We start from the raw sequence: 24,850 nt of genomic DNA, 5'->3' as shown, positions 1-24,850 counted from the left end.
TATGTTGTTGTATCACTGTTGTTTAAGAAGTGATTTCTCTCAATTATCTATTGGTCTATTAGACTAAGGTGGTACTAATACTAATGAGCAACAAAGTTTGTTTAAATTAAGGTAGTTAGTCAGATGTATTAGTACATTGGACTTGATTATAGAAGGTGATTACGAAGTTTTTTGTTTATTGGTGAGATATACAACTAAGGTCTAATATTTTAAGTCGCTTTGCTGAGTGATCCTTGAAGTAAGCCTTTGGCAAGTAATTAACATGGAGACGACAACAATGTCACAAAGTATCTATCCAGTTCCAGCGCATATCAAGAATGCAGCACTCGTTGATAACGATAAATATAATACACTGTATAAGCAATCTATTGATGACCCAGAAGGATTCTGGCGAGAGCACGGTAAACGTCTTGATTGGTCGACCCCTTATAATAAAGTAAAGAACACGTCATTCGATAAAGGTCACATTAATATTCGTTGGTATGAAGACGGACAATTGAATGCCTCTTATAACTGTATCGATCGTCACCTTGCTAAAAATGCAAACAAAACGGCCCTGATTTGGGAAGGTGATAACCCTGAACAAAGCGAAAACATTAGCTATCAAAAGCTGCATGATGAAGTCGCAAAACTCGCCAATGGTCTTAAAAAATTAGGTGTTTCTAAAGGCGATCGCGTCGCTATTTATATGCCAATGACTCCACAAGCTATCTATGCAATGCAAGCATGTGCACGTATTGGTGCCATTCACTCTGTTGTATTTGGTGGTTTTTCTCCATCAGCGATTGCTGATCGAATTAACGACTCCGGCGCTAAGGTTGTAATTACTTCTGATGAAGGTCGTCGTGCAGGGAATTGCGTGCCACTTAAGGCAAACGTTGATGAAGCGGTATCACAAGATTCGGTAACCAGTGTGGAACATGTCATCGTGCATCAGTTAACGGGTGGCGATGTTGAGTGGAATAGCCATGATGTTTGGTGGCATGACCTAGTAGCAGATTTACCGGCAGAATGTGAACCTGAGCCAATGAATGCAGAAGATCCGCTTTTCATTCTTTATACTTCCGGTTCAACGGGTCAACCTAAAGGGGTTGTTCATACCACAGGTGGTTACCTTGTGTATGCATCAATGACCCACGAGTACGTATTTGACTTAAAAGAAGATGATATCTTTTGGTGTAGTGCCGATGTGGGCTGGATCACAGGTCATAGCTACATTGCATATGGTCCATTAGTTAATGGTTGCACTCAGGTTGTTTTTGAAGGTGTGCCTACTTACCCAACAGCAGGTCGTATGGGTGAAGTCATTGATAAACATAATGTTACTATCCTATACACTGCACCAACGGCTATCCGTGCTTTGATGGCGAAAGGCGATGAGCCAACGGCCACATCAAAACGTACTAGTTTACGTATTATGGGCTCTGTAGGTGAGCCAATTAATCCTGAAGCATGGGCGTGGTACTACGAGCATATCGGTAATGAAAATTGCCCAATCGTAGATACGTGGTGGCAGACCGAAACTGGCGGCATCATGATCACACCACTACCAGGTGCAACAGATATGAAGCCAGGTTCGGCAACACGTCCATTCTTTGGGATTGCGCCTGCATTGTATGATGCCGAAGGTAATACGCTTGAAGGGGCAGTTGATGGCAACTTAGTTATTTTAGATAGCTGGCCTTCACAAGCGCGAACAGTTTATGGCGATCATGAACGTTTTGAGCAAACCTATTTCTCAGCATACCCAGGTGTGTATTTTACAGGTGATGGTTGTCGTCGTGACGAAGATGGTTACTACTGGATCACTGGTCGTGTAGATGACGTGCTTAACGTATCAGGCCACCGTCTAGGTACAGCTGAAATCGAAAGTGCATTAGTTGCTCACGAAGCAGTTGCCGAAGCGGCTGTTGTTGGCTATCCACATGACATCAAAGGTCAGGGCATTTACGTGTATATTACACCAAATGAAGGCGTGACTGTCAGTGATGAGTTAACGGCAGAGGTACGTAACTGGGTTCGTAAAGAGCTAAGCCCAATTGCATCACCAGATATGATCCAATGGTCGCCAGGCCTACCGAAAACACGTTCTGGTAAAATCATGCGTCGAATTCTACGTAAAATCGCGGCAAATGAGCACCAACAGTTAGGTGATACTTCAACACTGGCCGATCCGAGTGTGGTTGATGAGTTAATCGAGAACAGATTAAATCGTTAAAAATGCGTTAAAAACTTGATTAGAAGTTGATTCTAAACGTAGTATATCGGCTGTCACTTAGAAATAGGTGTCAGCCGAATTTATTAGGAGTGAACCATGAGTCAGTTTTTAATAGCGGACGATCATCCGTTATTTCGTGAAGCGCTGAAAGGGGCATTGAGTGCGAAGTTCGCTGATTTAGAAGTGTTTGAATCGGAAAACTTTGATACCACATTGCAAGTGCTTAGCGAACAAGAAGATCTTGATATTCTACTGCTAGACCTTCACATGCCAGGTAATGGCGATTTATACGGCCTTATTCGTATTCGCGAAGACTATCCAAGCTTACCCATAGCAGTGGTGTCAGGTAGTGAAGACATCAATATTGTTTCTAAAGTGATGGGATATGGTGCGATGGGGTTTATACCTAAATCATCATCATCAGATGATATTGCTATAGCCATTAACCATATTCTTGAAGGGGATGTATGGTTACCCATTGAGCTTAAAGATAAAGTCGCTGCGGTTGATGGCGAAGACAAAGAAATAGCCGCTCAGGTAGCCTCATTAACACCACAACAATATAAAGTGTTGCAGTACTTACACGAAGGCTTATTGAATAAACAAATCGCTTATGAATTACATATTTCTGAGGCCACGGTAAAAGCACATATTACCGCTATTTTCAGAAAACTTGGTGTATATAACCGCACTCAAGCGGTCCTTATTGCCTCAAAACTTCAACTTGATCCTATTGAGTCGAACTCGTAATTAGATAATAAAAATAATAAAGAGGCGATTAGCCTCTTCATTAAAATGACTTAAGCAAATACCACGGTGCGATTACCGTTAATAAACAGTTTATGCTCAGAGGCTAACTGTAAGGCTTTGCAAAAAACTGTTTTTTCTACATCTTTCCCCATTTTTGCCATCATTTCTGCGGTATCAGCATGACTAACATGGGTTATATCTTGCAAAATAATTGGCCCTTCATCGAGCTCATTATTAACAAAGTGAGCTGTTGCACCAATGATTTTTACGCCACGTTCAAAAGCCTGATGATAGGGTTTTGCACCGATAAATGCCGGTAAAAATGAGTGGTGGATATTGATTATTTTACCTTCAAAGCGAGCGACAAACTCAGGGCTTAAAATTCGCATATACTTAGCAAGGCCAATAATATCAGGTTGGTAGCTGGCAATTAGGTCACCCACTTGCTGATCGTGCTCTGCACGGCTCAACCCTTCATGAGAAACAACATGAAATGGCACATCAAAGCCGGCTGCCAAAGGGGCTAAGTCTGGATAGTTAGCGATAACGGCTAATACTTCAATATTCAGGGCTTTTTCAAATTGTTTGAGTAAAACCCCCCCCAAACAATGTGCTTCTTTAGTGGCAAGCAACACAACTTTGGTTTTCTCGCTGCTATGCAGTGCAAGCTCAGCACCATCTGGAAGTAAGGTTGCAAGCCTAGGTAAAAAGTTATCTGACACCGTGCCACTTAACTCAGTACGCATAAAAAAGCGCTTAGCGTCTTTGTCAACAAACTCATTATTACGTGTGATATTTAAATTATGCTCATGACAAAGGCCTGTGATTTTGGCAATTAAGCCAACATCATCATCGCATTGCGTGGTTAAAATCGTGTTCATAGTCCTCATTCTAATCCCGTTTTTGTGGCCTTTATTATTTGCTAATTTTTAAGTGCTGCATAGCGCAATTTCAACTATCTAATAATTAATTTCAGAATAGCCTAGTCCAATTCACTGTATTACAAAGAGTACTTGTTATTGGTGGTTTGAATGAAAGTGAGGTTTTTGTGAGTAGGATTTAAGTTTTCATTATAGATCAGGATGACGTAGCAGATTCTGACTTTAACATGACATTAAAGCGAACACTCATCGATCAACCTTAACAGATTTGGTTCCGTACCTTCGTTGCTTTACTTACGCTAAGTGTTTATTGTAGAGATAATTAGGGCGTTTGCTTTATAGACACAAGGATGATGTATGGATGAGGGTATTGCGTTAATAGTGTTACTGGTTGCTGTAATTCTATTTGGGTCAGTGGCGGGTATTGTTGCCCTGTTTCAGCTTTCAAATTTAAGAAAAGAAGTGATAGCGTTAAGGAAGACGATTTCGTCAAAGGCGTATCAGCCGCATCTTGCTGATGAAGCTAAAGTATCAGCTCATGTTGAATCGCAATTAAGAGAGCATGTACAGCCTTCACCCACTAACACAGAGCCTGACTCAACCACTCTTGAACAACTTAAAGTTGATTCTCATACTGTTAAACCTAGCGTTTCAAAACAGCCTAAGCCAGATTATTTCTCGCCAATTATTGCTCGATTTAAAGCCAATTGGTTAACGTGGGTAGGAGCAATAGCGCTGGCGTTTGGTGGGATTTTCCTTGCCCGTTATTCACTCGAAGCTGGTTTATTATCAGAATCAATGCGGGTTATTTTAGGGGCCGTGTTTGGTGTAAGTTTAATTACGGTCGCCGAGGTGTTACACCGAAAAGGGATTGTTTTTGAAGGATTTAGTAACTACATACCTGCGGCACTTGCTAGTGGCGGCTTTATAAGCTGTTTTGCTTTAACTTTACTTGCTTATTCACATTACGAATTATTACAGCCTTTATCTGCGTTTGGTATTTTGACCTTTGTATCTCTGGTTGCCAGTTGGATGGCATTAAGGTTTGGCCCACTGCTCGCAGTTATCGGCATAATTGGCGCCTACAGTGTGCCGATATGGGTAAGCACAGGAAGCAATGACTTTATTGCCTTACTGACCTATGTTGGTTTTGTTACTGTATCAGCCTCTTTAGTGGCTCATTATGTGAAACGCCATTGGTTATGGTATTTGCTATGGGCTGGTCACTTGGGTTGGTTTTGGTTGGTGGCTGTCACTGCATCAAGCCATTTTTTATGGTTTATTAATCTGTATGCGGCTTTGAGTATTCTACTATTGATTGCGATACCGCGTTTAGGGTTAAAGCTCAGGCAGGTAGAGCATCGCCCTTATCGCTTTACAAAAATGCTAAGGCAACTGCCAGATACTCCTTTACTACTGGCAATTATTTCCCCTGTTCTTTTATTAATGAGCACTACCAATGCACTGCTTGTATGGCAGCTTAGTACTTTATTATTTGTTGTTTTATTACTGTTTTTGATTTTAAAAAATAGTGTATGGGATAACTGGCTACTGCTCGCTTTGGCATGTGTTGTAATATTATTGCTTGCACAAAACAACACTGTTGATTTTTCAGAACAGCTTTTTGTTTTTAGGCAAAACTACGGAGTAGGGCTGTTTTTTAGTGCGTTGTTTTTAAGTTATGGGTGGTACTTTACAGGCAAGTATCCAAAACGTTTAGGGTTTACATTAATCGCTTCACTATCAACCTTTGTGATTGTAGCGAGTTTATATTTAATTACCCCTGACCATGCTTTAATGAGCGCTTATCCGCTATGGTGTGTTGTGTTGTTAGCGGTCAGTGCGCTGCAATTTAAACTCTCAGCAAATAACAACCATCCTTTGCAGGTATTCTGCTACTGGCTTGGTGCTAATGCTAATATTAGTTTAGCACTAACTATGCTACTTGAAGGAAGTAGTTTAACCCTCGCATTAACGGTGCAAGTGCTATTGATTAGTTTTTATGTGAACAAGCACAGCATCACAATGCCAAGTTGGCCACTAAAAGCGTTAGTGGCAGGTTTACTCGCACGCTTGAGTGTAGCCCCTTGGTTAGTGGATTATAATGATACAAACCTGTTTGGTGTTCACTGGAGTCTCATTGTTTACCCTGTCAGTGCATGTTTGTTTTACTGGGCCGCAAGGTTTTGGCATCAACAACCTCTTCGAGTGTGGTTAGAAGGCGCCACTTTACATTGTATTGCTTTGTTTATAACGACTGAAACAAGTTATCAATTGGTGGGACGTTACCCTGATTTTGAGAATTTATCGGTGTATGAACACATTCTACTTGCCTGTAACTGGGGCGTGTTAGGCTGTGTGTATTTATTGCGTTCAAGGTTTACTCAACACTTGGTAAGGCTTTATCAGGCTGGGGCGATTGTACTTTTAACACTGGCTGGTTTATTTGCATTAAAACTACTCACTGCGTTGAATCCTTTCTTTGAGCCTATAAATATCGGTCAGTGGCCAATTATTAACTGGTTATTACTGCTCTGGTTGGTGCCTGCATTAATAACCTTATGGGTTGCAAAGTTAATAAAGCCTATTAATACTAAATTGGTTAAGCCATTAATTTGCCTCGCAGGTGCTTTTCTTGCACTTTATATTAATGCTGAAATACGCCACAGCTGGCAAGGTGAGCTTATTAATTTAGCGCAGTCGACCTCAGACGCCGAACTGTATACATATTCGTTAATATGGTTATTGATAGGTGCATTAGTGGTGATTGCGGGGCACTTGCGCTCTATCGTTGATCTGCAAAAGCTTGGACTAGGGTTACTGGCCTTAGTGGTGTTGAAGGTATTCTTGATTGATATGGCAAATCTAACAGGGCTGCTAAGGGCTGTGTCATTTATTGGCTTAGGTATTTCATTGGTTGCACTAAGTTGGCTGTTTCAAAAATTTAAGGCAAAGCCACACGCTTTGCCTTAAAGAGAGAGTAGGTTATGCACTGTGATTAAGCAGTGCTTTTAACTTCGCTGGTTTTACAGGCTTGCTGAGATAGTGGATGTTCTCAGCTTTTGCTTGTTGTTTAAGCGCTTCATCACGTACAGCGGTAATTAAAATTGCCGGAACAGGGCTTTGCCAAATTTCACGTAATGTTTTGATTAACGTAATGCCGTCACAGTCGTGACCAAGCTGATAATCCATCAGGATTACATCTGGGGCACGATGATCTTTAGCATATGCCATAATCGCATTTACGTTATCGAATAACTGATAATTAGCTTGCCATTTTTGTAGAAGGCTTGCCATTGCATTAAGGTTTTCAGGGTCATCATCTACTGCGACAATATTCATGGCAGAGCGGTTTTCCATGCCTTTTTTCGGCGTTTGTTTTTGTTGTATAAACTGTCTCTCTCCATAAGGGACTTCAATACTAAAGCGGCTTCCTTTACCTAGGTTTGAGCTTACATCTAAGCGTAAAGACAATAAGTCTGCCATTCTTTTTACCACGCCTAAGCCAAGACCGACCCCTTTATTGTCACCTGCTTCAATACGATAAAAGTCGTTGAAAATTTTTGCTTGTTCCAACTGTGATATGCCAGGACCTGTATCCCATACTTCAATACGAAGATGGTGTTTTCGTTTACGACACGCAATTAATACTCTTCCTTTATCAGTGTATTTTACTGCATTAGAAACAAGGTTTTGAATAATTCGGCGCAGATAAGTGATGTCGCTATGTACAATGATCCCTGCAGAGCGCACTGTGAGTTTCAAGCCTTTTTCACTCGACATAATTGCGTATTCATTTTTAAGGGGGGCAAGAATATCGTCAATACTAAAATGGCGTGGAGTTGGCGTCATCGCACCTTGTTCTAGCTTCGCTATTTCAAGTAATGCAGACATCAGGTGGACGGTTGAATCTAAACTTGCACCGAGTTTTTCAAAATTGTTTAAGTTATTACTCGAGAGGGTTTTGTCATCAATGGCTGCTAAATAAAGTCGAGCAGCATTAAGCGGTTGTAAGATATCGTGACTGGCCAGTGCCAAAAAGCGAGTTTTACTGTCATTCGCTTGCTCAGCTTCTTTTTTAGCCAAAGTGAGTGCTTGCTCAGTTTGTACTCGACTGTCAATTTGCGCTTGCAGATCTTTGTTAATCGTTCGTATTTCTTGCGTTCGTGCTTCGATACGGTTTTCAAGATCCATATTGACTTCCTCAAGAGCGTTTTGGGTTTCAATATGCGCTGTTATATCTGAAAAACTGGTCACAAACCCACCATCAGGCAGTGGGTTGCCTATCATCTCAAAGACTTGGCCATTACGACGGTGACGAATAAAGTGGTGTGGGCTGCCATTTTTAAGGTGTTGCACGCGTTTTTCTACATGCCGTTCTATCTCCCCTGGGCCGCACTCTCCGCGTTCTGCGTTGTAACGGATCACCTCTTCAATCGCTTGGCCTACTTCTAAAAAGCCCTCAGGGTAGTGGAACATTTCTGCGTAGCGTTTATTCCAAGCAACCAAGTTGAGTTCTTTATCAACAACTGAAATACCATGACTGAGATTTTCAAGCGAGGTGAACAACAGGTTTTGATTAAATTGCAGTGCTTGCGTTGTTTCGTCAAAGAAATTGACGACCTCTTCAAACGCCATGCGTTTCCCTGAGGCTACGGTATGAATAAGCGCTTGGGCAGACGATGCGCCTAGTACGCCTGTTAAAGCGCGCTCACAATAGGCAATAAACTCAGGCTCTGGGTGAGCATTGTTGTCATCAAGTTTATTGCTTAATGCAAAGTGTGCAAGTACCTGTTGACTGCGCTGAATACCCAAGAAGGTTTGTAATAGTACTTTAAAGTCGTATACCGTGGCTTTAACGTTCTTATTTAAGCGTCTTGCAAATACCGCTTGCTCTTTCGGGTTTACAAATGCAGCGGCTTGAATCTTATCTATTAAGCGCTCATCAGCACCCAGTGAAAAGCTAATATAACAGCCGATATTCGCAAATAATGCGATTAGCGTACCTCGTGTTATAAGTGTTTGCTGTAACTCGGCATCTAGGCTGTTACCCGCATCTAAAATAGGCAGCATTAAAAATAGAATCCAGCAAATAACACCTGCAAGCAAACCAGCATACACACCATAAGCATGGCCTTTACGCCAGTATAGGCCACCGACGATAGCAGGCAGTAATTGTGAAACCAGTGAAAAGGCAACCAAGCCCATGCTTGCCAGCGCTTTACCATGGCCAAACCATTGCTGGTAGAAATAAGATAAGATCAAAATGCCAGCAATAGTGAAGCGTCTCACAAGTAAAATCTGTGATTTATAACTACTTGTTATGAGGTTACGTTTAAACTTACGACGCAACATTAAAGGTAAAACCACATCGTTTGAGATCATGGTACTTAAGGTAAGTGTAGCGACCACAATCATCGCTGTTGCAGCAGATAAACCGCCAATAAAAACAAAGGTGGTTAAAAACGCGTTTTCATGTATTAAAGGCAGTGCTAACACAAAGCTATCGGGTGAAAAGCCACTACCAATACCAGGATGAATAGCCGCTGTCGCAATCGGAAAAATCATTGCCGCCGTTAACAGTAAATAAAGTGGAAATGCCCAACGTGCGGTATAAAGGTGACGTTTGTCTTGGTTATCAACAACGGTCACATGAAATTGCCTTGGCAAACAGATTATAGCGGCTGCGGCCATTAAAGACTGGCCAATAAAATTGAAGCTCAGAAAATCAAAGTTATGCCAATGCTGCCAAATAGAGCCTGTTAATTGCTCAGTTTGCACCGTACTCAAATTAAATAATGTGTATAAAGCAAGTCCCGCAACGGCAACCAAAGCTAGTAATTTCACCATAGATTCGAATGCAACAGCGAGCATCAGCCCTGAGCGATATTCGGTTACATCCACTTTTCGTGTGCCAAAAAAGATAGCAAACATTGCCATGATTAAGGTCGCCGACAGTGCCAGCATAGAACCCGAAATACGGCTATCATTTTGCAATAATAAAAAGCTACTACTAAGTGCTTTGAGTTGTAAGGCGATATAAGGGATAGTCGCAAGTAAGGCTATGATAGTAACCATAATTGCAGTAGTTTGACGTTTGCCATAGCGGGCTGAAATAAAGTCGGCAATAGTGGTGATATTTTGTTTTTTACTGACTAAAACGAGTTTACGTAAAAAGCCCTGACCGAAGAAAAACAGCAGCGCAGGACCGATTAAAATAGGCAGGTAGTTCCAACTACTGGTAGCAGCTGTGCCCACCGAACCATAGTAAGTCCAAGACGTACAGTAAATCCCTAAAGAGAATGAGTATACAAAGGGGTGATGGCTAATACGTTTTGCTAATGGAGTGGTTTTATCCCCCCAGTTAGCTAGCCAGAACAACACGCCAATGTAGGCGAGTGCAACAAAAATAAGCGCAGCTGTCATGTCTAAATTCAGTAATTATTGTAATAACTCTACCTTATCAGAATTATCAATAATTTCGATGTGTTGATTTTTTCTATATACAAAGTTTTATATTTAACTTATTGAAAAACATTGTCTTTAATGTTTTTTTGTATTTTTATTAGACTAATGTCGCAGATCATTCGTTTTTGCTATTTTCAGTATTTCGCAGATTTATAATTACAGGTTAACTCTTTGTTAAATATTGCTTTTTACTGACTGTTTACAAATGCGATTTTACAGTTTACGTAAACGTAAACTGGTTGTTACGACTATGGTATCAATTCCATATTGCTGAACCCTTGCTAACTTAGTTTATGACAACTAATACCACTCATTACATTGGTAATGTATAAGGGGATAAAAATGGCTTTTAAAGATGAAGAACAAGCAAAAGCTTATTGGGCGGAAAATATTTCACTGCTATTTAAACTGTTAGCAGTGTGGTTTGTCGTCTCATTTGGTTTTGGCATTTTATTGGTAGATGTACTGAACGAAGTACGTTTTTTTGGGTTTAAACTCGGCTTCTGGTTCTCCCAGCAAGGCGCAATTTACACCTTTGTTGCTTTGATTTTTGTTTACGTTTTCAAAATGAATACGTTAGATAAAAAATACGGCGTAGACGAATAGGAGCTAAGCAATGGATGTTCAAACACTCACGTTTATTATTGTCGGTTTAAGCTTCGCGCTTTACATCGGCATCGCAATCTGGGCCCGTGCAGGGTCAACAAATGAATTCTATGTTGCTGGTGGCGGTGTTCCACCACTGGCCAATGGTATGGCAACGGCCGCTGACTGGATGAGTGCAGCATCGTTTATCTCAATGGCGGGTATCATCTCGTTTGCGGGTTATGATGGTGGTGTATATCTAATGGGTTGGACAGGCGGTTACGTACTTCTTGCTTTATGTCTTGCGCCTTACCTTCGTAAGTTTGGCAAGTTTACGGTGCCCGATTTCATTGGTGATCGTTATTACTCACAAGCAGCACGGATTGTGGCAATATTATGCGCCATCTTTATTTGTTTTACATACATTGCAGGTCAAATGCGTGGTGTAGGTGTTGTATTCTCTCGCTTTTTAGAAGTTGATATTGAGACCGGTGTTTACATTGGCATGGTGATTGTTTTTTTCTACGCTGTATTAGGCGGGATGAAAGGCATTACATATACGCAAGTAGCGCAGTATTGTGTACTGGTATTTGCTTACCTTGTTCCAGCAATCTTCATTTCAATGATGATGACGGGTCACTTCTTCCCACAAACAGGGTTTGGTGCAACGTTAAGTGATGGCTCAGGACAGTTTGTACTTGATAAACTTGATGGGCTCAGTACTGAACTCGGCTTTGCGCAATATACCGAAGGCTCGAAGAGCATGATTGATGTATTCGCAATCACAGGTGCGTTAATGGTTGGTACTGCGGGTCTGCCTCACGTAATCGTTCGTTTCTTCACTGTTCCTCGTGTTAAAGACACACGTATCTCAGCGGCATGGACGCTTGTTTTCATTGCTATTGTTTATACAACTGCACCTGCTGTTGCATCGTTTGCCCGTGTAAACATGATCGATACAATTAATGGTAAAGATGGAAGCGGTACAGAGTATGCTGAAGCGCCAGCATGGGTTAAGAACTGGGAAAGAACAGGCCTTATTACCTTTAATGATAAAAACGGTGACGGCAAAATGTTCTACTCAGCAGGTAAGATTGATGATCCAAACAGCGCTAATGAAGTGAATGTTGACCGCGACATCATGGTACTTGCAAACCCTGAAATTGCAGACTTACCAGCATGGGTGATTGCATTAGTTGCAGCGGGTGGTATCGCAGCAGCGCTATCAACAACTGCAGGCTTACTATTGGTAATCTCGACCTCGGTATCCCATGACTTATTAAAACGTACCTTAAAACCAGATATTAGTGACAAACAAGAGCTACTTGCAGCGCGATTAGCGGCAATGATAGCGATTGTGATTTCAGCTTACTTTGGTATTAACCCGCCAGGGTTTGTGGCCTCGGTTGTTGCCTTTGCATTCGGCTTAGCAGCGGCGAGCTTCTTCCCAGCTATCATAATGGGTATCTTCTCTAAGAAGATGAATAAAGAAGGTGCAATCGCGGGTATGGTGACAGGTATTACTTTCACTGCGGCTTATATTATCTACTTCAAGTTCGTAAGCCCTGAGCTAAATGCGCCTGCACACTGGTTATTTGGTATCTCTCCTGAGGGGATCGGTCTAGTTGGTATGATTGTTAACTTTGTAGTGGCAGGTATCGTACTTAAACTAACGGCTGAAACGCCAGTTGAAATCCAAGAAATGGTTGAAAGTATTCGTAACCCGAAAGGTTCGAGCGCAGCGCACGCGCACTAAAAATGCCATTTATGAGAACACACTCTTGAAGGTTAAAAGCCCGACTTAAGTCGGGCTTTTTATTTATTTAAAACGGGAGTAGTGTAGATATTGCCCCATCGAATAGCGAGAATGACCATGAATACCGAGCAACAGGAAGTCGCCCAATTTGTGATGCAGCAAACCCCTTTTAATCAGCTTGATATGGCTGCCTGCGAGTACTTTGTTAACCATCTCGATATTATTTACCTTACCCGTGAGAATCAAAATCAGTGGTTAAGCTCAGAAAATCCAAAGTTGTTTTTGATTCGCTCTGGTGATTACGATTTGGTTGATGCAAAAGGCGATGTGATTGCTAAGTTGGCAACTGGCGATTACTTTGGCTTTCCCTCATTGCTAACAGGCGAGGCCATTCAAAATAGTATTTCTGTGCAAAAGGAAGGCATTGTCTACATGTTAGGCCAAGCGGCATTTGACTATTTGCGTCGTGAATACAAAGTATTTGAGCAATACTTTGTGCGAGCTCACAAGAATCGCCTGCTTTCATCTCACTATAAGAGTCAAAATGAGAGTTGGTCTGAAAAGAAAATAGCGGAGTTGATGAACCGAAAAGCAGTCATCTCAGCACCTGATGCGAGCATTCGACAAATCGCTAAGAAAATGAAAAAACAGGGTGTCTCGTCGATTATGCTCACAGAAAATGAGCGTTTAGTGGGGGTCGTTACAGACAGAGACTTGCGCAACCGTGTATTAGCCGATGAGGTTGACCCACAAGAGTCTGTCAGCAGTATTATGACTGCTAAACCAAAGTTTATTTTTGAGAATAATCGGGTGTTTTCAGCGTTGCACTTGATGCTCAAATACAATATTCATCATTTACCTGTACTTGATGAGCACCATAAACCATTGGGTATGCTAACCAGCACTGATTTATTGCGTCAGCAAAAAAGTGACCCTGTGCAATTGATTGGTCGTATTTATAAAGCGCATAGTGTGGTTGACTTAAAACGCTATTCGCAAGAAATCCCGAGCTTATTAAAAGGTTTTTCGAATAATATCGATGATATCTCACTGATTGGTAAATTATTAAGTGGTTTAACTGATGCCTTGACCTCGCGCTTAATTCGTTTGTTTCAAGAAGATAATGGTGCTGCGCCAACCAGCTTTAGCTTTATTTGCTTTGGTTCGCAGGCCCGTGAAGAACAAACCCTGCATTCAGATCAAGACAATGGCTTACTGTTGCCAGATGGGTTAACTGAACAGCAGCAAGATTACTTCAGACGTATGGGCGAGTTTGTATGCGATCAGTTGACTGAATGCGGTATTAAACGTTGCCCAGGTAATATTATGGCGAGCAACCCACAGTGCAGAATGGGTATAAGTGCATGGACTGAAAAATTCTATAAATGGATTACCTCCCCCACGCCAGGGGCCATGCTCAATTGCAAAATATTTTTTGATTTACGGTTTATTGAAGGCTCAACAACCTTATATGCAAGCTTCTGTGAACAATTAAAACGTATTTCTAAAAATGACTTATTCTATGCGGCTATGGCCAGTGATATTAAAAATACACCTGTACCAATCGGATTGTTTAATCAATTTAAGCTAGAAAAAGATGACAAGCAGCATAAGTACCTTGATTTAAAAAAACGTGGTGTGGTGATCATCAACGATATAGTGCGTTTATATTCTCTCAAAGCGGGTATTCAGCGGGCTAATACGCAAGAGCGAATCGATGCCTTAATGAGATTTTCATTACTCAATAAAGATGATTTGTATAACCTAAAAGATTGCTGGCGTTTTTTAACGCAGCTGCGTTTAGGTACGCAAATAAATGAAGAAGGCCTACCGAGTAACTGCATTAATCCAAATGCCTTAAACTCCCTAGAGCGCCACCAATTAAAAGAAGCGTTTTACTTGGTTAAACAAGCACAGCAAGCTGCTGCCTTTAAATTTGCTCGCGGAAGTTTATAGGAGAGCACAATGGTAAAACGCTGGTTAAGTCGGTATTTAGCACGCAAGCAATTATTGGCGTCTAATGCCTATAAAGAACGCTACATTGTGATCGATATGGAATTAACAGGTCTTGACCCTCGCAAGCATGAAATCGTCTCTGTGGCGTGGGTGATGATAGAAGATCAATGTATTAAACTCAGCGGTGCTCAGCACTTAATAAATAAAGATGTGCAAAGTTTAGAGCAAAGCCCGATTTATCACGGTATTGCTAAGCAAGATATAGATGCAGGCGAAAGCTTAGAAACGATCCTTGGCAAGCTGCATGAGTATTTTGATGAGTGTATTTTGGTGTTTCATAATGCGGCGCTGGATTGGGGTTTTTTAAAACAAGCGTGTCGTAAGTTCGGTTTAAAGGCAAAAGCGCGTTTGATTCTTGATACTTTTGTGATTGAAAAAAAGCGCCTCCATAAACAAGGTCATGAAATTGGCCACGATGACTTAACTCTCAGCGAATGTCGCAAACGTTACAATTTACCGCATTACAGCTCGCACCATGCCCTTACTGATGCCATGGCAACTGCCGAGTTATTCTTAGCGCAGTGCCATCAAATCAGCCGGGGTAAACCATTAAAAGTAGGGGAGGTGGTTTGATTAGCAGGCGTTATTTGAAAAGGGTTAATCTCGAGGGAATTTTTGTTTTTGATGTAGAACACGCATGACACGTATTATGTCATCCTCGACCCAATAGGAAATAATCATCGAGATTTCAGGGATAATGAGCAGTCGCCCTTTGATGCATGTACGCTCTACGCCCATCTAAGTAGGTTCTACTTATGCTAGTATTAGCAGCTGTGTTTTGTTTAAAGGAATAATGTATGTTGCATAATATAACCAACACACAAGTGAGTGAGCACTTTGAAAAATACCCAGAACATGCTCGAATTCGTTTAATGGCGCTTCGAAGTTTTGTATTTAACATTGCCGCTGAACTAGAATTAGGTGATGTTCAAGAGTCTCTAAAGTGGGGAGAACCTAGTTATAGTATTAAAACAGGTAGCCCAATAAGGTTAGATTGGAAGTTAAAGTCTCCTACTAATTACTACCTCTTCTTTCATTGCCAAACCAAGTTAATTGATACCTTTCGTCAATTGTATAGTGAAACGTTGGTGTTTCAGGGAAATAGGGCAATTGTGTTATCACTCACTGAGCCTCTACCAGAAGCTGCAATTAAACACTGCTTGGAGATAGCTTTAACGTATCAGCAGCGTAAGAAATTACCTCTTTTAGGTGTATGAGAAAGTAAAACGCGATATAAAATCGCGCCTACGCTATAAATCAACTTCTTTTTCTGCAGACCTCTTATAAAAACTTCAAAGGTCGATTACCAAAACTGCGCCATCTAAAACATGCCAAGCAATTTTTATTTCACCTGACCTCTTATAAAAATGTGTCAGGTCGATTACCAAAACTGCGCCATCTAAAACATGCCAAGCAATTTTTATTTTGGCTGACCTCTTATAAAAATGTGTAAGGTCGATTGCCAAAACTGCGCCATCTAAAACACGCTAAGCAATTTTTATTTTGGCTGACCTCTTATAAAAATGTGTCAGGTCGATTACCAAAACTGCGCCATCTAAAACACGCTAAGCAATTTTTATTTTGGCTGACCTCTTATAAAAATGTGTCAGGTCGATTACCAAAACTGCGCCATCTAAAACACGCTAAGCAATTTTTATTTTGGCTGACCTCTTATAAAAATGTGTCAGGTCGATTACCAAAACTGCGCCATCTAAAACATGCCAAGCAATTTTTATTTCACCTGACCTCTTATAAAAATGTGTCAGGTCGATTACCAAAACTGCGCCATCTAAAACATGCCAAGCAATTTTTATTTCACCTGACCTCTTATAAAAATGTGTCAGGTCGATTACCAAAACTGCGCCATCTAAAACACGCTAAGCAATTTTTATTTCACCTGACCTCTTATAAAAATGTGTCAGGTCGATTACAATACCGCCATCTAAAAGGCAGCTGCCTTTATCTGCAAGCAACTAGAGTGGATTTTCTTCTTCATGGCAATCAAACTTGCAATTAACGGTTTTGGTCGGATTGGGCGCAACATCGTCCGTGCTTTGTACGAATCAGGGCTTGAAGATCAGATTAAAATTGTCGCTATTAATGAACTAGCCGACCCAAAGGGCATTGCCCATCTCCTTAAATACGATACATCTCATGGTCGTTTTTCATTTCCTGTTAATCTAGGTGAAGATACGCTAACAGTCGCTAATGATTCTATAGCACTGTTTGCTGAAGAAAACCCCGCTGAGTTGCCTTGGCAAACCCTTGGCATTGATGTAGTGCTTGAATGCACAGGAGTATATCACTCACGAGAGCATGCTGAGCTACACTTAAATGCCGGTGCAAAAAAAGTATTATTTTCGCAGCCAGCTGATGCCGATGTTGATGCCACCATAGTATATGGTATTAATGACGATGAATTAAAAGCAGAGCACACAATCGTTTCTAATGGCTCATGCACAACTAACTGTATTGTGCCAGTTATCAAAGTATTAGATGACGCATTTTCAATTGAATCTGGGGCAATTACGACCATTCATGCGTCGATGCATGACCAACAAGTGATTGATGCATATCATCATGATTTACGTCGTACACGCGCAGCTAGCCAGTCCATTATTCCGGTAGATACGAAACTTGCTCGCGGTATTGAGCGTATACTACCTAAGTTTCATAGTCGCTTTGAAGCCATTGCAGTGCGTGTGCCTACAATCAATGTGACGGCCATGGATTTGAGTGTTACCGTTAATTCTGATGTCGATTTAGCGGCGGTTAATCAAGCACTTAAACTGGCAGCTAAAGACCGTCTTGATGGTATTTTAAGTTACACTGAAGAGCCTTTGGTGTCGGTAGATTTTAATCATGACCCACATTCTTGTATCATAGACGGCACACAGACACGTGTTAGTCATAAACGACTGATAAAGTTGTTGGTGTGGTGCGATAATGAATGGGGTTTTGCAAATCGTATGCTCGATACTGCGCGTGCGATGGTGGCTATAAGTCAATAATTTATAAATATAATATTAGTATCGTTAACTAAGGAGAAGTCCATGTCGGTCATTAAAATGGCAGATTTAGATTTAAACGGCAAACGCGTGTTAATTCGTGAAGATTTAAATGTGCCTGTTAAAGAAGGTAAAGTGACCTCTGATGCACGTATTCGTGCAGCATTACCTACTATCAAATTAGCGTTAGAAAAAGGCGCTAAAGTAATGGTGATGTCACACCTTGGCCGCCCTACGGAAGGGGAATATGATGAAGCATTTTCACTTGCCCCAGTCGTTAATTATTTAAATGATGCTCTTGAGCAAACTGTGCGTCTTGAAAAAGACTACTTAGAAGGCGTAGACGTTGCTGATAATGAAGTGGTGGTTTTCGAAAACGTGCGTTTTAACGTTGGCGAAAAGAAAAATGACGAAGCACTGTCTAAAAAGCTCGCTGCATTATGTGATGTATACGTAATGGATGCATTTGGTACGGCTCACCGTGCGCAAGCATCTACTCACGGTGTGGGTTTATTTGCTGATGTTGCCTGTGCAGGTCCACTACTTGCGGCAGAGCTAGACGCACTAGGCAAAGCGCTTGATAACCCTGCGCGTCCTTTAGTGGCGATTGTAGGTGGTTCTAAAGTATCGACTAAGTTAACTGTACTTGATTCATTATCTACAGTCGTTGACCAGCTTGTAACGGGTGGCGGTATCGCGAATACCTTTATTGCGGCAGCGGGTCACCCTGTAGGTAAATCTTTATTTGAAGCTGATTTAATTGATGAAGCAAACAAATTAAGTGCAGCGGCAAAAGCAAATAACGGTGAAATTCCGGTACCAACCGATGTTGTTGTTGGTAATGAGTTCTCAGAGTCAGCGGTTGCAACATTAAAAGATGTTAATGAAGTAACAGACGAAGATATGATCTTCGATATTGGTCCTGATACAGCAAAGCAGCTTGCAGATATTATTGCTAAAGCTGGTACTGTTGTGTGGAATGGCCCTGTTGGTGTATTTGAATTTGATCAGTTTGGTAACGGCACTCGTGCTATTGCGGATGCGATTGCGAATTCAAATGCGTTCTCAATTGCGGGTGGCGGTGATACGCTTGCGGCAATTGATAAATACGGCATTGCCGATAAAGTATCTTATATTTCAACTGGTGGTGGTGCATTCCTTGAGTTTTTAGAAGGGAAAAAGCTGCCAGCGGTTGCTATGCTTGAAGAACGTGCTAAGTAATTAGTGCGAAGCCAGCATAATCAGTCGTCTGGTTATGCTGGTTAGCTGTTAATAAAATACCTCTCACCTTCATTTTATTTTCAGCTATAACGGTCAGCGATAGTAAATGCTGTGGCTTTTCGTGATGCAGTGATGCATCAAAAACTAACATATCCGTTCAAACTAGATAGTAGGAAACTACTGTCGATACAATTTGGAGAATCCCAAATGGCTTTAATCAGTATGCGACAACTTCTTGATCATGCAGCTGAAAATGGTTACGGCGTTCCTGCGTTTAACGTTAACAACCAAGAGCAAATGCGTGCAATTATGGAAGCGGCTGATAAAACAAACAGCCCAGTAATTGTACAAGGTTCTGCTGGCGCACGTGCTTATGCCGGTGCCCCTTTCATTCGTCATATGATTTTAGCAGCCGTTGAAGAATGGCCTCATATTCCAGTTGTAATGCACCAAGATCACGGTACTTCACCAGGTGTGTGTCAGCGCTCAATCCAGTTAGGTTTTTCATCAGTGATGATGGATGGCTCATTAATGTCTGATGGTAAAACACCTTCAAGCTACGAATACAACGTTGATGTAACGCGTCAAACAGTTGAAATGGCACATGCTTGCGGTGTGTCTGTAGAAGGCGAGCTAGGTGTTTTAGGCTCACTTGAAACAGGTGAAGCAGGTGAAGAAGATGGCGTAGGTGCGGAAGGTAAACTTTCTACAGAGCAAATGCTAACTGATCCTGAAGAAGCGGCTGACTTCGTTCGTAAAACACATGTAGATGCACTTGCTATTGCATGTGGTACATCACATGGTGCGTATAAATTCACTCGTCCGCCTACAGACGATATTTTAGCGATTGATCGTATTAAAGAAATTCACGCGCGTATCCCAAATACTCACTTAGTAATGCATGGATCGTCTTCAGTGCCACAAGAGTGGTTAGAAGTTATTAACCAATACGGTGGCGAAATTCCTGAAACCTATGGCGTACCAGTAGAGCAGATCATCGAAGGGATTAAATACGGTGTTCGTAAAGTTAATATTGATACCGATCTTCGTTTAGCGTCAACAGGGGCGATTCGTCGTCACTTAGCTTTAAATCCTGCTAACTTTGATCCACGTAAATACTTAGCTGAAGCAACCAAAGCTATGACAGAGATCTGTGTAGCGCGTTATGAGTCATTCGGTACCGCGGGACAAGCAAGTAAGATCAAAGCTATTTCTTTAGATGATATGCACCTTAAGTATTTATCTGGTGAGCTTGATCCAAAAATTAAGTAATTGATACTAAATGAATAAAGCCGGCTTCTATGCCGGTTTTTTATTGTCTAGATCAAATTGGATCAGCGATTTACTTACTCAAGCTTGTTAGGATCAGAGTTTTACTAACCTTAAACTACACAGATCATTATTTTACTAGTTCAATACTGATCTCAGCCTGTTCTCTGCTCAGCTTTTAAACGAAATACTAAGAGCCTTAACATTAAATCAATAAGTTAGCCTGATATGTAAGTATAAAATTGATCTGAAACTGATCAACTTAGTAAAAACCTGATCCTGATCTGTTTCAGTTAGTAGCTCAGTGATCTGAAATATTTATATTAAATACTTGCTTATATCTTGACCAATAACAGTTTATGTTCGATTTTTAAGTTACTGCTTAAATTAAGGATCGTCCTATGAACAAACCAGTCATTATGTTGTCGAGCTTTGCTCTATGCTTATTTTCTTTTGATAGTGCAGCTGAGGCGATTGATATTTATGGCCGAGCCCATTTAGGCATTGCAAATAGTGACACAGGGGAGGGGAGTGACACTTCCGTTGAGAGTTACAGCTCTCGCATAGGAATTAAAGGAAGCGGTGATATTAGTGATGGTTTTAAAGCTATCTATAAGTTTGAGTTTGCTGTAAATGCCGCTGATCAAGATAGTGATGGCAAAACAGAAGAAAATATTACAGCACGTAATCAGTATGTCGGCTTGCAAGGGCGTTATGGGCAAATAGTCGCAGGGCGTCACGATACCGCGCTAAAAGTATCACAGGGAAAAATCGATCTAATGAATGATTTTAACGGTGATGTAAAAGCCCTTTTTAATGGTGAAAACCGCCTTGGAGATGTACTTCATTACAACTCGCCTGTTGTTGGCAATATGCAATTTGTGGTCACCTATATTGCCGAAGATAACTCAAAGCAAAAAGATGAAACGGGCGTATCAGCAGCACTCATGTATGGCGACAGTAAATTTAAAAAGACACCTTTTTTCGTTAGTGTAGCCCACGACAGCAAAGTGGCAGGTTATGACACCACACGGTTTACTGCACAAGGTAAGTTAGGTGATTTCACGTTAGGTGGAATGTACCAACAAAGTGAAAAAATATCAGACTCTGATAGTGAAGATGGCTTTCTATTTAGCGCCTCTTATAAGCTAAATAAATATAAGTTATTAGCGCAATATCAAGATGCGGAAGGCGAGTTTGGTAAGTTAAAAGATTCAGGCACCGGTACGTCTATTGGTATTGAACGAAGTTTGTCAAAACAGGCAAGGATGTACATGTGGTATACGCAATTCTCACTAGATAATAACGCCGATCAAGACCATCTAGCTGTTACCTTGAGGTATGACTTTTAGTTATTAAAGCTCATTTAAAGTTAAAAAATACAGATTTATACTTTGATTTTTTGGTACTTTTTGAATTACTCGTTAGACTTTCATAAAAATGTCATACTTAGTCATAATAATGAAACCAGTTCGCTAACGAAAGAGATAAATTGGAATGTCACGTAAAGTACTAGTCGTCGATGACGAAGCACCTATCAGAGAGATGCTGGTTTTTGTTTTAGAGCAAAATGGTTTTCAAGCAATTGAAGCAGAAGATTACGACTCTGCCATTGAAGCGATGGTAGAGCCATACCCCGATATGGTTTTATTAGATTGGATGTTACCAGGTGGGAGTGGTATTCAAATTGCTAAAAAATTCAAGCAAAACGAATATACGCGTCAAATCCCTATTATTATGCTGACAGCACGCGGAGAAGAAGAAGATAAAGTGCGTGGTCTTGAAGTTGGTGCTGACGATTATGTAACTAAACCATTTTCTCCGAAAGAGCTCATGGCGCGTATCAAAGCGGTTATTCGCCGAGTGTCTCCTACTTCTTTAGAAGAAGCCATTGAAGTGCATGGTTTACGTCTTGACCCTATTTCACACCGCGTTACATCAGAAGGGAGTGAATTAGATATGGGTCCGACTGAGTTTAGATTACTTCACTTTTTTATGACTCATCCAGAACGTGTTTACAGCCGTGAGCAATTACTTGATCATGTATGGGGAACAAATGTATATGTAGAGGACCGTACTGTTGATGTGCACATTCGTCGTTTACGCAAAGCGATTGCACCACTTGGACATGACCGTTTGGTGCAAACCGTTCGCGGTGCAGGCTATCGTTTTTCTAGTAAATTATAAGTGCCTTAGCCGACAACAGTTAGCTAATTTACATACTTAAGGTTAAGTGAGTGTATGTATCGAGTAGTCAATAAACAGGCGTTAGCAAAACGCCTGTTTATGTATTTCTTACCCTTGTTATTAGTTGGCGTACTCGTTGGTGCGCCTTTTTTGCTTTTATTTTTAGGCTCTTTTGCACTACTAATTTGGCACTATCATCAATTATATCGCCTTAGCGATTGGCTCCTTAATCAGCGTAGTTTTAACCCACCTGAAGGGGAGGGAGCGTGGGAGCAGGTCTTTGAGGGGATCTATCGTTTACAACATCGAAATCGTAAAAAACGTAATGAGCTGGCTGATTTAATTCGTCGTTTTCGTGACGGGGCAGAAGCCGTTCCAGATGCGGTGGTGGTGTTACAAAAAGATCTTAGCATTATCTGGTGTAATCAATTGGCACTTAAGGTATTAGGTTTACAGTGGCCAACCGATCACGGACAACGTTTAGATAATCTTATTCGCGATCCTAAATTTGCAAAGTACATGCATAAAGCGTGTTTTGATGAACCGCTCGAACTGGATGGTGGCCATAGCTATGATCAAACGCTAGAGTTTCGTGTTATGCCCTATGCAAGTTCACAGCTGATGATGGTGGTACGTGATGTTACTCGCTTAAAGCAACTTGAGCAGATGCGTAAAGATTTTGTGGCTAATGTGTCTCACGAACTGCGTACACCACTCACCGTTGTGACTGGTTATTTGGAGATGCTTGATGCTGACACATTACCGCCACCTGCTATGTGGGAAAAAGCACAAACAACCATGCTTGAACAATGTAAGCGTATGGATAGTTTGGTCAATCAATTACTTTCACTGTCGCGTATTGAAGGGGCGCGTCGTCAAGATAACGACAAGCCTGTGAATGTGCCGCAGTTACTTACCTATATTCAAACCGAAGCTAAGTCACTTAATCAAGACAAAGGCCATGAGCTCATATTTAATGTGGATGAAACCTTGGATATTAAAGGTGCTGAGGATGAGTTACGCAGCGCATTCTCAAACTTAGTTTTTAATGCTATCCACTATACCAAGCCTAGTGGAAAAATAGTGGTTAATTGGCAGCTTAAAAATAATCTGGCTGCGTTTAGTGTGACGGATAATGGTGATGGTATTGCCAGTGAACACATTAATCGTTTAACCGAACGGTTTTATCGTGTTGATAAGGCGCGTAGTCGTACAACTGGTGGCTCAGGCTTAGGTTTAGCCATTACAAAACACGTGCTTACACGTCACGATAGTCACCTAGATATTAAAAGTAAACTCGGTGAAGGTTCAACGTTTTCGTTTGCATTTGGCAGCGATAAAGTTGTTCGTTTGCTAGGCTCTTCAGAAAATAATTCAAAGTCATAAAAGTGTCATTTTAGGGTAATCTAACTGTCATCTTGTGTAATTAAAGTAGGTGGCAGTTAGGAAATGGGACGAACAAATCGGAGTAACCCCTATGAAATTCAAAAACCTCGTTGCCGCAATGGGTGTGGCTGTAACAACATTTGTATCAGCTCAAGCAGCTGCAGTTGATAAAGATATGCCTGAATACACTAAGACAAGTGGTATTTCGGGTAACTTCTCATCTGTAGGCTCTGACACACTTGCAAACATGATGACGTTCTGGGCTGAAGAGTACAAGCGCTTCTACCCAAACGTAAACATTCAAATTCAGGCTGCGGGTTCTTCAACTGCGCCTCCAGCATTGACTGAAGGTACAGCAAACTTTGGCCCAATGAGCCGTCGTATGAAGTCAAAAGAAATTGAAGCATTCGAAAAGCGTTACGGTTATAAGCCTACTGAAGTACGCGTAGCAATCGATGCCCTTGCTGTTTTTGTACACAAAGATAACCCTATTGAAGGTTTACGTATTGACCAAGTTGATGCGATTTTCTCTTCTACTCGTAAATGTGGTGCTGATGCACAAGCAAATCGTTGGAGTGATGTAGGTTTAACGGGTGACTGGGCTGCTAAAGACATCCAGCTTTATGGTCGTAACTCAGTATCAGGTACTTACGGTTACTTTAAAAAGAAAGCACTGTGTAAAGGTGATTTCCGTAACAATGTAAATGAGCAACCAGGTTCTGCCTCTGTAGTACAATCAATTTCATCGTCACTAAACGCGATTGGTTACTCAGGTATCGGTTATAAAACATCAGGTGTACGTACAGTACCACTGGCGAAAAAAGGGTCTAACTTTGTTGATGCAACCCTAGAAAACGTTGCTACTGGTAAATACCCATTATCTCGTTTCTTGTATGTTTATGTGAACAAGCACCCTAACAAGCCACTTGCACCCATTGATGCAGAGTTCTTAAAAATGGTTCTTTCTGTAGATGGTCAAAAAATTGTTGAGAAAGATGGTTATGTGCCACTTTCAGGCAAAATGGCAATGGCTGAACTTAAAAAGCTAGGCCTTCTGTAACAACCAACAGACATAGTAAAAAACCGCTCAGTTTGAGCGGTTTTT

18 protein-coding genes are annotated in these 24,850 nt (G+C 41.1%); 16 read left to right on the top strand and 2 right to left on the bottom strand.

Annotation, left to right across the window (positions count from 1 at the left end; all coding sequences use genetic code 11):
* The first annotated feature begins 277 nt into the window (after nucleotides 1-277).
* Both acs and L3Q70_RS13045 read left to right on the top strand, forming a co-directional pair.
* Nucleotides 278-2,218, top strand: coding sequence for an acetate--CoA ligase (acs, locus tag L3Q70_RS13050; protein WP_062568807.1), 1,941 nt, complete (start codon nucleotides 278-280; stop codon nucleotides 2,216-2,218).
* 96 nt (nucleotides 2,219-2,314) lie between these two features.
* Nucleotides 2,315-2,968 carry a response regulator transcription factor gene (locus tag L3Q70_RS13045; RefSeq protein ID WP_062568808.1) on the top strand — a complete coding sequence of 218 codons (654 nt, stop codon included), beginning with the start codon at nucleotides 2,315-2,317 and terminating at the stop codon, nucleotides 2,966-2,968.
* A gap of 50 nt (nucleotides 2,969-3,018) precedes the next feature.
* Here L3Q70_RS13045 and purU read toward each other — a convergent pair whose 3' ends face one another.
* The gene (purU, locus tag L3Q70_RS13040) at nucleotides 3,019-3,849 is read right to left on the bottom strand and encodes a formyltetrahydrofolate deformylase (RefSeq protein ID WP_237114401.1); all 831 of its coding nucleotides are present in this window, start codon (nucleotides 3,847-3,849) and stop codon (nucleotides 3,019-3,021) included.
* Nucleotides 3,850-4,206: 357 nt separating this feature from the next.
* Between purU and L3Q70_RS13035 the strand changes: the two genes are divergently transcribed.
* Entirely contained in the window at nucleotides 4,207-6,822 is a 2,616-nt protein-coding gene (locus L3Q70_RS13035) for a DUF2339 domain-containing protein (protein WP_237114400.1), read from the top strand.
* A 12-nt stretch (nucleotides 6,823-6,834) separates the two neighbouring features.
* Here the strand turns inward: L3Q70_RS13035 and L3Q70_RS13030 are convergent, their stop codons facing one another.
* Entirely contained in the window at nucleotides 6,835-10,275 is a 3,441-nt protein-coding gene (locus L3Q70_RS13030) for a PAS-domain containing protein (protein ID WP_062568811.1), read from the bottom strand.
* Nucleotides 10,276-10,659: 384 nt separating this feature from the next.
* Between L3Q70_RS13030 and L3Q70_RS13025 the strand changes: the two genes are divergently transcribed.
* The 13 genes from L3Q70_RS13025 to L3Q70_RS12965 all read left to right on the top strand — a co-directional run bounded on the left by L3Q70_RS13025 (nucleotide 10,660) and on the right by L3Q70_RS12965 (nucleotide 24,805).
* On the top strand, nucleotides 10,660-10,923 hold the full coding sequence (locus L3Q70_RS13025; protein ID WP_004586074.1) for a DUF4212 domain-containing protein: 264 nt from the start codon (nucleotides 10,660-10,662) through the stop codon (nucleotides 10,921-10,923).
* Nucleotides 10,924-10,933: 10 nt separating this feature from the next.
* Nucleotides 10,934-12,658: a sodium:solute symporter family protein gene (locus L3Q70_RS13020; protein WP_062568812.1), complete on the top strand. Its 1,725-nt coding sequence runs from the start codon at nucleotides 10,934-10,936 to the stop codon at nucleotides 12,656-12,658.
* A gap of 117 nt (nucleotides 12,659-12,775) precedes the next feature.
* Nucleotides 12,776-14,614, top strand: coding sequence for a DUF294 nucleotidyltransferase-like domain-containing protein (locus L3Q70_RS13015; RefSeq protein WP_237114399.1), 1,839 nt, complete (start codon nucleotides 12,776-12,778; stop codon nucleotides 14,612-14,614).
* 9 nt (nucleotides 14,615-14,623) lie between these two features.
* Nucleotides 14,624-15,247, top strand: a complete 624-nt coding sequence (locus tag L3Q70_RS13010; protein WP_193987746.1) for a 3'-5' exonuclease — start codon at nucleotides 14,624-14,626, stop codon at nucleotides 15,245-15,247.
* Nucleotides 15,248-15,471: 224 nt separating this feature from the next.
* The gene (locus L3Q70_RS13005; protein ID WP_237114398.1) at nucleotides 15,472-15,891 is read left to right on the top strand and encodes a DUF1801 domain-containing protein; all 420 of its coding nucleotides are present in this window, start codon (nucleotides 15,472-15,474) and stop codon (nucleotides 15,889-15,891) included.
* A gap of 242 nt (nucleotides 15,892-16,133) precedes the next feature.
* On the top strand, nucleotides 16,134-16,691 hold the full coding sequence (locus L3Q70_RS13000) for a hypothetical protein (RefSeq protein ID WP_237114397.1): 558 nt from the start codon (nucleotides 16,134-16,136) through the stop codon (nucleotides 16,689-16,691).
* Nucleotides 16,669-17,685: an erythrose-4-phosphate dehydrogenase gene (gene epd, locus L3Q70_RS12995; protein WP_062569510.1), complete on the top strand. Its 1,017-nt coding sequence runs from the start codon at nucleotides 16,669-16,671 to the stop codon at nucleotides 17,683-17,685. The genes L3Q70_RS13000 and epd overlap by 23 nt, the downstream gene beginning before the upstream one ends.
* Before the next feature lie 42 nt (nucleotides 17,686-17,727).
* Nucleotides 17,728-18,903, top strand: coding sequence for a phosphoglycerate kinase (locus L3Q70_RS12990; RefSeq protein ID WP_062569511.1), 1,176 nt, complete (start codon nucleotides 17,728-17,730; stop codon nucleotides 18,901-18,903).
* Nucleotides 18,904-19,110: 207 nt separating this feature from the next.
* On the top strand, nucleotides 19,111-20,175 hold the full coding sequence (gene fba / locus L3Q70_RS12985; protein ID WP_062569512.1) for a class II fructose-bisphosphate aldolase: 1,065 nt from the start codon (nucleotides 19,111-19,113) through the stop codon (nucleotides 20,173-20,175).
* 398 nt (nucleotides 20,176-20,573) lie between these two features.
* A complete protein-coding gene (locus L3Q70_RS12980) occupies nucleotides 20,574-21,524 on the top strand; it encodes a porin (protein ID WP_237114396.1) in 951 nt (316 codons plus the stop codon).
* A gap of 145 nt (nucleotides 21,525-21,669) precedes the next feature.
* Nucleotides 21,670-22,359: a phosphate regulon transcriptional regulator PhoB gene (phoB, locus tag L3Q70_RS12975; protein ID WP_054551169.1), complete on the top strand. Its 690-nt coding sequence runs from the start codon at nucleotides 21,670-21,672 to the stop codon at nucleotides 22,357-22,359.
* Nucleotides 22,360-22,413: 54 nt separating this feature from the next.
* A complete protein-coding gene (gene phoR / locus L3Q70_RS12970; protein WP_237114395.1) occupies nucleotides 22,414-23,745 on the top strand; it encodes a phosphate regulon sensor histidine kinase PhoR in 1,332 nt (443 codons plus the stop codon).
* Nucleotides 23,746-23,836: 91 nt separating this feature from the next.
* A complete protein-coding gene (locus tag L3Q70_RS12965) occupies nucleotides 23,837-24,805 on the top strand; it encodes a phosphate ABC transporter substrate-binding protein PstS family protein (RefSeq protein WP_130149561.1) in 969 nt (322 codons plus the stop codon).
* The last annotated feature ends 45 nt before the right edge of the window (nucleotides 24,806-24,850 follow it).

The organism is Pseudoalteromonas sp. CF6-2 (genome assembly GCF_021729425.1).
GTDB lineage: Bacteria > Pseudomonadota > Gammaproteobacteria > Enterobacterales > Alteromonadaceae > Pseudoalteromonas > Pseudoalteromonas arabiensis.
Note: the sequence above shows the minus strand (reverse complement) of the source record. Positions and strands in the feature narration are given on the sequence as shown.